Source organism: Gammaproteobacteria bacterium, assembly GCA_035501935.1.
Classification (GTDB): Bacteria; Pseudomonadota; Gammaproteobacteria; order JAJPIJ01; family JAJPIJ01; genus JAJPIJ01.
This window is the reverse complement of sequence record DATJVC010000022.1, coordinates 1-11142: the sequence shown is the minus strand read 5'-3', so window position 1 is coordinate 11142 and position 11142 is coordinate 1. Positions and strand designations below refer to the sequence as shown.

The window sequence follows — 11142 nt, the reverse complement described above, 5'->3', positions numbered from 1 at the left end:
AAATGGCAGTAATTACAACATTGCTCAATAAAAATAAAACTCTTTACATTCTCTCCTTGAAGTTGGGGATTACTATACTCGCTTTTTATTTTGTAGCTCACAAGATCGACCTTGACCAGCTAATGATGATTCGTATTGAAAAAATGCGAATGCTCATTATTGCAATTTATGCCGCGATCGTACTGGTATTTTTTCAGGCGCTTCGCTGGCACTTTGTGCTTCGAGCTTTGACTATCTATTCTACGTTCCGTAAAGATATATTATCAGTCTGGTCTGGACATTTTCTTAATAATATTCTGCCCACATCTGCTGCGGGAGATTTTGTGCGAAGCTATACATTGCGCTATCGAGGTGCCGATCAGGGTAGATGGCTGGGCGCTTTTTTTGCCGAGAAATTCAGCGCGATGGTTACGGCATTATTCCTGGCGATTATTTCATCATTCATGGAGGGCCTTGATGGGATGCACGCCGAAGTGAAAATAATGGTTGTTGTGGTATTTGTATTTTCATTTATAGGAATTTTTATATTGGGATTATTTATAAGGGTCGGAAACAAAATTATTTCCAAGCGAATTCTGGATTTCTTGTCCAAAATATACTTTGGCATCATTAATGTCTTCAGTACAAGCTCCGGTTGGGCGGCGCTGGTAACCTCATTCATTATCAACATGGGGATGTGCCTAATATTCTATGTCACCGCAAAAGCAATGGGAGTGGCACTGTACATCAGCCATTGTTTTTTTGTAGTCCCCGTTTTTTCTGTATTTGCCTCGCTTCCAATTTCGTATGCTGGTTGGGGTGTGCGAGAACTGAGTAGTATCCATCTGTTTGGATTATTGGGGGTTGGCTCGGAGCAAGCTCTTGCCATGACCGTGTTATATGGCGTGATAATTCTTCTATCAAGTCTCCCGGGGCTGTTTTCAATTCGAGCATTCGTCGCCGCAGTAAGAGAAAGCCGCGCGGCATATGGTCTTGCAGACAAAGCAACTCGTGTCTGTTAATTGCTAGTGTTCAAGATGATAAAACTGTGGAAGGAAACTGAATTTCCTGACCAATAGTGGCGAATAACGTATGGCTGTAGATCCGCTGATTACAATTGCCGTTCCGTCGTATAACCATGGTCGTTATCTTGATGAAGCATTGGCGTCAATCTTTCAGCAGGAAATTCCCGTCGAAGTTTTTGTTTCCGATGGCGGCTCGACGGACGACTCGGTTGACGTAATCCGGAAATGGGAAGACAGGTTGGCGGGCTGGCGTAGCCGCAGGGACGGTGGGCAGGCGCAGGCGATCAACGAGGGAATCGCGAAGGGACGCGCGCCTTACGTGTGCTGGCTGAACAGCGATGACCGGCTGCTACCCGGTGGTCTGGCGCTTTTGCTCCGCGCCCTGGAAAGTCGTCCCGCCGCGCCGGCGGCGTACGGCAGATCCTGGAATGTCGTTGAAAAGACCCGGACCCGGCGTCCCGCATGGGTGGAGCCCTTTACCGAGCGTCGTCTGGCCTTGCGCTGCATCATTTCCCAACCCGCGACACTGATCAGGCGATCCGCGTGGGAGTCCGCCGGCGGCGTTGATGAAAAACTTCACATGGCGATGGATTACGATTTATGGTGGCGGCTGTTCAAGGCGTTCGGGCCCTTGCAGTTTGTCGATGAATTCGTCGCGTGCAACCGGGAGCACGCGGACACCAAGACAAAGAACAGACGCCGGCTGCATTACCGTGAGGCGATGGAAGTCGTGCGCAGGCACTATGGCCGCGTGCCGTTGAAATGGTGGCTGGCCCAGCCGTACGCCGTGTGGTTCAAGGCAATGGCGGGATGAGCCGGGCGTCGGTTGATGCGGGTTTTGCATTTCTACAGGACATACTTTCCAGACACGATTGGAGGCATTGAACAGGTCATCAATCAGCTGGCGCGCGGTGTCTCGGATTTCGGGGTGGAGGCGGAGGTGTTGTCATTGAGCAGGAAGGGGGTTGCCCGCACGATTGAGATTCACGGCCACCGCGCCCACCGCGCGCGCCAGGATTTTCAGATTGCGTCAACGGGTTTTTCGGCGTCGGTATTGCTGCGTTTTGCGCAACTGGCGGAACACGCGGATGTCATTCACTATCATTTCCCCTGGCCGTTCATGGACGTGGTGCACTTTGCGGTTCGCGTAAAAAAACCGACGGTGGTCACTTATCATTCGGATATCATCCGCCAGCGGCACCTCTTGAAACTTTATCGGCCGCTCATGTGGCGCTTCCTGGCGAGTGTTGATCATATTGTGGCGACATCCCCAAACTATCTGGCTACCAGCCAGGTCTTGAATCGTTTCTCCGCCAAGGTCAGCGTAATCCCCATCGGCATGGATAAGGCATCCTATCCAAAGCCGACACCAGAGCGTCTCGCTTTCTGGCGGGGGCGGCTTGGTGAACGGTTCTTTCTTTTCGTGGGGGCCATTCGTTACTACAAGGGACTGCACATTCTGATGGAGGCGGCACGTGGGCTCGATTACCCGGTTGTGGTTGTCGGCGCCGGCCCCATCGAGCAGGAACTGAAAGCGCAGGCAGCGAAACTTGATTTGCGTAACGTGCATTTTCTCGGTCAACTGCCGGAGGAAGACAAGACGGCCTTGCTGACCCTGTGTCATGGCGTGGTTTTCCCCTCCCACCTTCGTTCCGAGGCCTTCGGCATATCGTTGCTGGAAGGCGCCATGTTCGGCAAGCCGATGATCTCCAGCGAAATTGGGACCGGAACGACGTTCATCAATATCGGAGGGGAAACGGGAATTGTAGTGCCGGCCGGCGATCCAACCGCACTTCGCGAAGCCATGCGCCACCTCTGGGAACATCCGGACGAGGCGGCGGCGATGGGGCGGCGGGCGGAAGAGCGATACTGGAAGCTCTTCACGGCCAGGCAGATGGCGGCGGCGTATGTTGATCTCTACCGGCGGTTGACGGTCTCACGCCGGTAGATCGCATGCCATTACAATCGACGTCTCACGGCAGGGCGGTGGCGTGGTCAGGGTAATCAGAATCAGTACCAGCAGGAGACTACAATGAAAAAAGGCCGACAGAACAGGAAAGTGGCGTTGATTACCGGCGTCACCGGGCAGGACGGCGCGTACCTGGCGGAGTTCCTTCTCAAGAAGAACTACGAGGTTCACGGAATAAAGCGCCGGTCTTCGAGTTTCAACACCGGCCGCATTGATCATCTTTATCAGGATCCCCACGAATCCGATCGAAAATTCATACTGCATTACGGCGATCTCACCGATGCCACCAACCTCATCCGCATCATGCAGGAGGTGCAGCCCGGCGAGATCTACAACCTCGCGGCCCAGAGCCATGTCGCCGTCTCATTCGAAACCCCGGAATACACCGCGAACGCCGATGCACTGGGAACCTTGAGATTGCTCGAAGCCATCCGCATTCTGGGCATGGAAAAAAAGACCCGTTTCTACCAGGCCTCGACCAGCGAACTCTACGGCAAGGTGCGGGAGATACCGCAGAACGAGACCACTCCCTTTTATCCCCGCAGTCCCTATGCCGCCGCCAAACTCTATGCCTATTGGGTCACCGTCAATTACCGCGAGGCCTATGGCATCTACGGATGCAATGGAATCCTTTTCAATCATGAATCACCGGTGCGCGGGGAAACCTTCGTCACCCGCAAAATCACGCGGGCGGCCGCGCGCATCAAACTCGGACTGCAGGAGCGCCTCTATCTCGGCAACCTCAACGCCCTGCGGGACTGGGGACACGCGAAGGATTACGTCGAGGCCCAGTGGCTGGTGCTGCAGCAGTCGGAGCCCGATGACTACGTGATTGCCACGGGCAGGCAGTATTCCGTGCGCGACTTCGTGAATCTGGCCTTCAAGGAAATCGGCATCGAACTGGATTGGCAGGGGCAGGGTGTGAGCGAGGAAGGCCGGGAACGGCGCACCGGCAGGGTATTGGTCAAGGTCGACCCCCGATACTTCCGCCCCACGGAGGTCGATACGCTGCTGGGAGATCCCACCAAGGCGCGGACCAGACTCGGATGGGTCGCGAAGATCACGCTTGAAGAGATGGTCAAGGAAATGATGCGGGAGGATCTCAAGGAGGCCGAACGCGACGATCTATGCCGCCGTGAAGGATATCGCGTGTTTCATTATTTCGAATAGGCTTCATGGAAAAGGACGCGAAAATATTCGTGGCGGGTCACGGCGGGTTGGTCGGTTCCGCCATCGTGCGGGCGTTGCGCGCGCGGGGATTTGCCAACATTCTCACCGTCCCGCACAAGGAGGTTGATCTCAAGGAACAGGCCGCGGTGCGGCAGTTCTTCCAGTCGGAGCGGCCCGACCATGTGTTTCTTGCGGCCGCCAGGGTGGGGGGAATCCTGGCCAATGACACCCATCCGGCGGAATTCATCTACGACAACCTCATGATCGAGGCCAATATCATCGACGCGGCCTACCGCTGCGCGGTGAAGAAACTGCTCTTTCTCGGGAGCACCTGCATCTATCCCAAATATGCCGATCAACCCATCAAGGAGGAATATTTGCTGACCGGGGCTCTGGAGCCGACCAACCAGTGGTATGCCGTGGCCAAAATTGCGGGCATCAAACTCTGTCAGGCCTATTGGCGGCAGTACGGCTGCCGTTTCATCTCGGCCATGCCCACGAACCTCTACGGCCCCGGGGACAACTTTGATCTTCAGACCTCCCATGTCCTGCCGGCGATGATCCGCAAATTCCACGAAGGCAGGGTGAACGATGCGCCAACGGTCACCCTCTGGGGCACCGGGACGCCGCTGCGCGAATTTCTGCACGTGGACGATTGCGCGGCCGCCTGCCTGTTCCTGATGGAGCATTACGACGATCCGGAGATCATTAACATCGGCACGGGCGAGGAGATATCCATTCGCGATCTGGCCTTGTTGATCAAGGACGTGGTCGGCTATGGCGGCGGGATCGTCTATGACGCCTCCAAGCCCGACGGTACGCCGCGCAAGCTTTCGGACGCGGCCCGAATCTTCAATCTCGGCTGGCGCCCGAAGATCAAACTGCAGGACGGCATCCGCGACACCTATGACAAGGTGTTTCCTGACACCAGCCGGTCAACAGACGTCCGGCGGAAAGCCCCATGAGTGGCAACGTCATATTGGTGACGGGAGGCGCCGGATTCAGAGGGCCTGGCCCAGGCCTTCCTGATTGGCCGGGATTTCATCGCGACCGATCGCTGCGCGCTGGTTCTCGGCGACAATATCTTTTACGGGCATGATTTCTCCATGGGCCTGCAGGACGCGGCGCCACCATTCTGCAGGCGGCGATCGGCCGCGTGCAGTTGCGTCGCCTGCCGGAATTGCAGGCGAGGCGGCTGGAGACCGCCCGGCGCTACGCCAAAATGCTGGAACAGTTCGAGGGCGTCCGGCTTCAGGCGGGCGTGCTGAGATCGAACCATGCGAAACATTTATTTCTGGTGCTGCTGCCCGTCGAGCGGATGAAGAAATCCCGCGATCAGATCATCGCCGAATTGAGAAAACACAATGTGGGCGCGAGCCTGCACTACGCGCCGCTGCATCAAATGCCGCTCTATGCAGCGCGGACCAGTCTTCCAGCGACCGAAGATGCCGCTCCACGTCTGCTGACGCTGCCCATCGGGCCCTGCGTGGGCGACGCGGAGTCAGACTATATATGCGAACAAGTATTCAATTCGCTTAGAGGCGCGAGATTGGATTAGTCGTGAGCAGAAGGCGCTGGCCAGGGAAATGGCACGGGGAATCTCAAAGAGGCTGTGCGTTATGAATTATGCCGGTGTGTAGGCCATCGCGTATTTTATTATTTCAAATGAGAATTCCCCCACAAGCGGAACAGTGAATCAGGAGGCGTATCAAATGATGAACCAATTCAAGCCGCCCATTAAAGATCGGAAGATTCGTTTTGCACTTGCCGGTTGTGGACGCATCTCCAAAAATCATTTTGAGGCCTTTAAGAAGCATCAGGAAAACGCCGACCTCGTCGCGGTCTGCGATATTGATCCACGCGTGCTCGCCAAGGCCAAGGAGGAAACCGGCGCCAGGGAGTTTCTGCATTTCGAGCAAATGCTCAAGCAGGCCAAAGCGGATGTGGTGGTACTCGCCACGCCGAGCGGTCTGCACCCGCAACAGACCATACAAGCAGCCGAAGCAGGACTTCATGTCGTGACCGAGAAGCCCATGGCAACGCGCTGGCACGACGGCAAACGGATGGTGGCGGCCTGTGACGCTGCCAATGTACGGTTGTTCGTGGTCAAGCAAAATCGTCGCAATGCCACATTGCAACTGCTCAAGCGGGCCTTCGAGAAAAAGCGGTTTGGCCGCATCTACATGGTGAGCATCAATGTGTTCTGGACGCGTCCACAGGAATACTACGACAGCGCCAAATGGCGCGGCACCTGGGAATTCGACGGCGGTGCCTTCATGAACCAGGCCAGTCATTACATCGATTTACTGGATTGGCTGATCGGCCCTGTGGAGAGCGTGCAGGCCTATACCGCCACGCTGGCGCGCGATATCCAGGTCGAAGACAGCGGTGTCATGAACGTGAAATGGCGTTCGGGCGCCCTGGGTACTGTTGCCGTTACCATGCTGACCTATCCCCAAAATTTGGAGGGCTCAATCACAATCATCGGTGAAAAGGGAACCGTACGTGTCGGTGGTCTGGCGGTGAATAAAATTGAACACTGGAAATTTGCCGAGGCCGATGCAATGGATGAGGAAATCAAGGGGGCCAGCTATCAGACCACTTCCGTTTACGGCTTCGGCCACCCGCTCTATTACGACAACGTGATTAAAGTGCTGCGCGGAGAAGCGGAGCCCGACACCGACGGCCGTGAGGGACTGCGATCTCTGGAGTTGCTTGTCGCTGCCTACACCTCCGCCCGCGATGGTCACCGCGTGTCTTTGCCTCTGGATTATTGAGCCAGTGGAATACAAGGTTCATCCGACAGCCATAGTAGATGAGGGTGCGCAGATCGGTCAGGGTACGGCGATCTGGCACTGGGTGCATGTTTGCGGCGGCGCTCGCATCGGCCGGGACTGCATGTTGGGGCAGGGCGTCTTTGTCGGAAATCATGTGGTCATCGGTAACAATGTCCGTATACAGAACAGCGTCTCGGTCTATGACAATGTTACGCTGGAAGATGACGTCTTCTGCGGGCCAAGCATGGTGTTCACCAACGTCTACAATCCCCGCTCCTTCGTGTCGCGCAAGGACGAATTTCGCGATACGCTCGTGAAACGTGGTGCGACATTGGGCGCCAACTGCACGGTCGTCTGCGGCGTCACCATCGGTGAATACGCCTTCATCGGCGCCGGCGCGGTGGTGAACCGTGACGTTCCCGATTACTCATTGGTCGTCGGCGTGCCGGCGAAGCAGATCGGCTGGATCAGCCGCCACGGCGAACGCCTCGACCTGCCCTTGGTTGGCGTCGGTGAGGCACACTGTCCCCGCACGCGTGAAGTCTATCGCTTGCAAAACGGCGTGTGTGTCGTGGTGGGGGAGTGACCAAGGCCAATTTCAAAAATTCCGTTCACCCTGAGGTATCGAAGGGCGAATACCGCCTGCTACAATCGATTGTTCGTGCTTCGATACCTCAGCACGAACGGTTTCCATGATGATGTAAAAATAAATCGATGGAATTTATCGATCTAAAGACACAGTATCGTAAGTTGCAGGCGGACATCGATGCGCGCATACGCCGCGTGCTGGAACAGGGGCAATACATCCTGGGCCCGGAGGTCACGGAACTTGAGGAACGTCTCGCCGCCTACAGCGGCTCCAAACATTGCATCGCCGTGGCGAGTGGCACCGATGCGCTGCTCATCGCCATGATGGCGCTCGGAGTGGGGGTTGGCGATGAGGTCATCACCACGCCGTTCTCCTTCATCTCCACCGCGGAGACCATCGCGCTTCTCGGCGCAAAGCCGGTTTTTGTCGACATCGACCCGCGCACCTATAACCTCGATCCGCAATTGATCGAGGCGGCGATTACGCCGCGTACCCGTTGCATCATGCCGGTCAGCCTCTACGGCCAGTGCGCCGACTTTGATGCCATCAATGCCATCGCCGCGCGGCACAATCTGCCGGTCATCGAGGATGGTGCACAAAGCTTCGGCGCCACCTGCAAGGGGCGGAGATCGTGCGCCCTGTCCACCATCGGCTGCACCAGCTTCTTCCCGTCAAAACCGCTCGGGGCTTATGGCGATGCGGGCGCCTGCTTCACCGATGATGACGCGCTGGCGAAAATCATGCGCGAGATCCACGTGCATGGCCAGGATCGCCGCTATCATCATCCACGCATCGGCATCAACGGCAGAATCGACACCCTGCAGGCGGCCATATTGCTGGCCAAGCTCGAAAGCTTCCCTGACGAAGTGGCGGCGCGTGAGCGTATCGGCGCCCGTTATACGGAATTGTTGCGAAGCAACCCCGGCATAACCACGCCGTATCTTGAGCCCCACAACACCAGCGTTTACGCCCAATACACCATACAAGTCGGGAACCGCGAAGCCGTGGCGGAAAAGCTCAGGCAGAAAGGCGTACCGACCGCCGTCCATTATCCGACGCCACTGCACCTGCAACCCGCCTTCGCCCGCGCAGGTCAGAAGCCGGGGTTGCTGCCAGTCTCCGAGGCCGCCGCCGCGCGCGTCATCAGCCTGCCCATGCATCCTTTTCTCGACGACGACACCCAGCAACGGGTGGTGGATGCCGTTTTCGCGGCAGTGGATCAAGCGCAAAAAACAAGATGAAATTTCTCAGCGCCCCTTTTTCCGCCGTATGGTCGCATCGTGGGATCCTGTTCAAGACAGCCGCTGTCGAGATCCGCGGCATGTACGCCGGCTCGCTCCTTGGTTTGGTCTGGGTGGTGCTCGGCCCGGTATTTTTTCTCGGGCTTTATACGCTTATTTATACCGTTATTTTCAAAATCCAGCCGGCCGCGATGGGGCAGCGGGAATACATACTCTATATCTTTTCTGGAATGGTGCCGTTTCTCGCATTCGGAGGCGCGCTCAGTGCGGGGTCCTCATCCCTGGCCGCGAACAAACAGATATTATTGAATACAGTCTTCCCTGCGGAGATGATTCCGCTGCGCAGCGTCCTGGTTGCCAGCGTCGTGCTGCCCGTCGGTCTCCTGCTGGTGGTGGCCGCCGATGTCGCGTTGGGCCAGCCTTCGCTCACGCTGTTGCTGGTGCCGATCGTCATGCTGTTGCAAATCATGTTTGTGACCGGTGTGGTATGGGTACTGTCCCTGCTTAACCTGCTCATTCGCGATATTCAGCAGATACTGACGTATGTGACCATGGTCTTGCTGGTCGTCACGCCGATCGCCTATACCCCGGATATGGCGCCCGGACACCTGCGATTCATCATGTACCTCAACCCGCTCTTCTATTTCGTGACGAGCTATCAGAGTCTCATTGTCCTGGGCGAACTGCCATCGTGGAAGGTCGTGCTGATTGCCGTGACGCTCGGTCTGGGTTCGTCCATGGCCGGTTACTGGGCCTGGCAGCGCGGCAAACAGCTGTTCTATGAATATGCGTAAGGATTTGCCAACGACCGCAATCACGGCAGTTCCCGCCGAATCCGCGATTGCGATTCAATGCAGGGACCTGACCAAGATCTACCGTCTTTACGCCAGCCAGCGCGAGCGCGTGCTCGACGAGTTGGGATTATATCGCTGGTTGCCGTTGAAACGGCGCGCGATTGAGGAATTCAAGGCGCTGGATGCCGTTTCAATGACCATACGGCGTGGCGAGAGAGTCGGCGTCGTCGGCAGGAATGGCGCCGGCAAGACAACACTGCTCAAGCTCATCACCGGCAACTTCGCACCGACCTCCGGGGAGATAACCGTCAACGGCAAGGTTCAGGCCTTGATGCAGACGGGGCTTGGCTTCCATCCCGAGTTCAGCGGCTACCAGAACATCTGCTCTTCTTTACTTTACAACGGATTGCTAGGCGATGATTTTGAGGCAGCCCTTGAGGACGTTGTTAAATTTGTCGAGCTCGGTGAGTTTCTGCATCAGCCCATGAATACTTATTCTCAAGGTATGCAAGCGCGCGTCCAATTCGCCGCCGCGACGGCCATTAAACCAGATGTTCTAATTATTGATGAGATACTCGGAGCCGGTGATGCTTATTTTAGTGCGAAATCGTCGGTTCGAATGGAAAGTCTGGCACATTCTGGATGCACTCTGCTACTTGTTTCACATTCGATGCCTCAAGTCTTGCAGTTTTGTGATAGAGCAGTATGGATAGAGAAAGGTAAAGTAATAATGGAAGGTAACTCTCGAGAAATCGTGGGTTCATACGAGGTTGCTTGTCAGGAACAAGTGATACAGGCAGTTTGGTCATCGTCGCCAATAGCGCTTCATGGTGATGGAAAGCACCAAGCTGGTGAAACAACGCCCCGATATGCAAATAAAGATTGGATTGCTAAAAGAATTGACCCCCAAATGTTGTTGCAACGAGACCACAACGTTAAGGCATTTTCTATCATGCTGGAGAATGGCAAACAGGTTTTTCGTTGGCCCAGCAATGTTGGAGTAAAAATTCTAAATATAGAAATATCTTGTAATGGAGTTTCCACTACGAACTTTACAACAGGCGGCAGTATGCAAATCAGCATCAAGTTACGTGCCGAAATGAATGGAGAATTTCGCTGCCGCTATTATGTTTCGATATTTGGGCTTGATGGCAGAAGACTGGCATGGATAACTAGCTCCGTGGATTTTTTTAAGATTTCGGAGAACGAAGTTAGATTTGTAACCGTTCAAATCGATCCGCTACTTTTGGGAGCGGGTGATTATATTTTATCGTTCTCGGTTTTTGATGATACAGATCCGCGTGAAATCAACACCGCAAAACGGTTTGATTTACTGGCTAGATGTATTGAATTTCATGTTACTGAGATTGATGGGCGTGAATCGCCAGTGTTCCATCATCCCGCGAGATGGGAATTCGGATCATCACTTAACGCATCAAAATAAATCAAATTGTATATGGATGAGATAAGGTACATACATTCTATGTGGGAGAAAATTAAAGATTCGTTTACGAAAATTCGTGACAAAATTAAACCTCCGCCTCCGCCACCTAGAAATCTTATATTTAACTGGCCAGGCCAATATATAAGTCCATCTT

Annotated in this window: 11 protein-coding genes and 1 pseudogene; all 12 read left to right on the top strand. The window is 55.0% G+C overall.

All coding sequences use genetic code 11. From position 1 onward, the window contains the following. Positions 1–2: 2 nt before the first annotated feature. The 12 genes and pseudogenes from VMH34_05470 (at position 3) to VMH34_05415 (ending at position 10988) form a co-directional block, all read left to right on the top strand. Complete coding sequence (locus VMH34_05470) at positions 3–1001, top strand: lysylphosphatidylglycerol synthase transmembrane domain-containing protein (protein HTT08222.1); 999 nt, start codon at positions 3–5, stop codon at positions 999–1001. A gap of 70 nt (positions 1002–1071) precedes the next feature. Then, positions 1072–1818 (top strand): glycosyltransferase family 2 protein, encoded by a 747-nt coding sequence (locus tag VMH34_05465; protein ID HTT08221.1) that lies wholly within the window; start codon positions 1072–1074, stop codon positions 1816–1818. Between the two features lie 15 nt (positions 1819–1833). Beyond that, complete coding sequence (locus tag VMH34_05460; protein HTT08220.1) at positions 1834–2952, top strand: glycosyltransferase family 4 protein; 1119 nt, start codon at positions 1834–1836, stop codon at positions 2950–2952. Positions 2953–3036: 84 nt separating this feature from the next. Next, complete coding sequence (gmd, locus tag VMH34_05455; protein ID HTT08219.1) at positions 3037–4143, top strand: GDP-mannose 4,6-dehydratase; 1107 nt, start codon at positions 3037–3039, stop codon at positions 4141–4143. A gap of 5 nt (positions 4144–4148) precedes the next feature. Continuing rightward, positions 4149–5108 (top strand): GDP-L-fucose synthase, encoded by a 960-nt coding sequence (locus VMH34_05450; GenBank protein ID HTT08218.1) that lies wholly within the window; start codon positions 4149–4151, stop codon positions 5106–5108. Between the two features lie 21 nt (positions 5109–5129). After that, a pseudogene (locus tag VMH34_05445) lies at positions 5130–5270 on the top strand (sugar phosphate nucleotidyltransferase). Positions 5271–5275: 5 nt separating this feature from the next. Next, positions 5276–5701, top strand: a complete 426-nt coding sequence (locus tag VMH34_05440; protein ID HTT08217.1) for a DegT/DnrJ/EryC1/StrS family aminotransferase — start codon at positions 5276–5278, stop codon at positions 5699–5701. Positions 5702–5858: 157 nt separating this feature from the next. After that, a complete protein-coding gene (locus VMH34_05435) occupies positions 5859–6920 on the top strand; it encodes a Gfo/Idh/MocA family oxidoreductase (protein ID HTT08216.1) in 1062 nt (353 codons plus the stop codon). Positions 6921–6924: 4 nt separating this feature from the next. Further along, entirely contained in the window at positions 6925–7506 is a 582-nt protein-coding gene (locus VMH34_05430; protein HTT08215.1) for an acyltransferase, read from the top strand. A gap of 128 nt (positions 7507–7634) precedes the next feature. Further along, positions 7635–8750, top strand: a complete 1116-nt coding sequence (locus VMH34_05425; GenBank protein ID HTT08214.1) for a DegT/DnrJ/EryC1/StrS family aminotransferase — start codon at positions 7635–7637, stop codon at positions 8748–8750. Further along, the gene (locus VMH34_05420; GenBank protein HTT08213.1) at positions 8747–9544 is read left to right on the top strand and encodes an ABC transporter permease; all 798 of its coding nucleotides are present in this window, start codon (positions 8747–8749) and stop codon (positions 9542–9544) included. The genes VMH34_05425 and VMH34_05420 overlap by 4 nt, the downstream gene beginning before the upstream one ends. Next, entirely contained in the window at positions 9537–10988 is a 1452-nt protein-coding gene (locus VMH34_05415) for an ABC transporter ATP-binding protein (GenBank protein ID HTT08212.1), read from the top strand. The genes VMH34_05420 and VMH34_05415 overlap by 8 nt, the downstream gene beginning before the upstream one ends. Positions 10989–11142 lie beyond the last annotated feature (154 nt).

Bases quoted from the DNA above. Each gene is read 5' to 3' on its own strand.
- VMH34_05415 (HTT08212.1), top strand. From the start codon at position 9,537: ATGCGTAAGGATTTGCCAACGACCGCAATCACGGCAGTTCCCGCCGAA.
- VMH34_05465 (HTT08221.1), top strand. From the start codon at position 1,072: ATGGCTGTAGATCCGCTGATTACAATTGCCGTTCCGTCGTATAACCAT.
- VMH34_05420 (HTT08213.1), top strand. From the start codon at position 8,747: ATGAAATTTCTCAGCGCCCCTTTTTCCGCCGTATGGTCGCATCGTGGG.
- VMH34_05470 (HTT08222.1), top strand. From the start codon at position 3: ATGGCAGTAATTACAACATTGCTCAATAAAAATAAAACTCTTTACATT.
- VMH34_05425 (HTT08214.1), top strand. From the start codon at position 7,635: ATGGAATTTATCGATCTAAAGACACAGTATCGTAAGTTGCAGGCGGAC.
- VMH34_05450 (HTT08218.1), top strand. From the start codon at position 4,149: ATGGAAAAGGACGCGAAAATATTCGTGGCGGGTCACGGCGGGTTGGTC.
- VMH34_05460 (HTT08220.1), top strand. From the start codon at position 1,834: ATGCGGGTTTTGCATTTCTACAGGACATACTTTCCAGACACGATTGGA.
- gmd (HTT08219.1), top strand. From the start codon at position 3,037: ATGAAAAAAGGCCGACAGAACAGGAAAGTGGCGTTGATTACCGGCGTC.
- VMH34_05435 (HTT08216.1), top strand. From the start codon at position 5,859: ATGAACCAATTCAAGCCGCCCATTAAAGATCGGAAGATTCGTTTTGCA.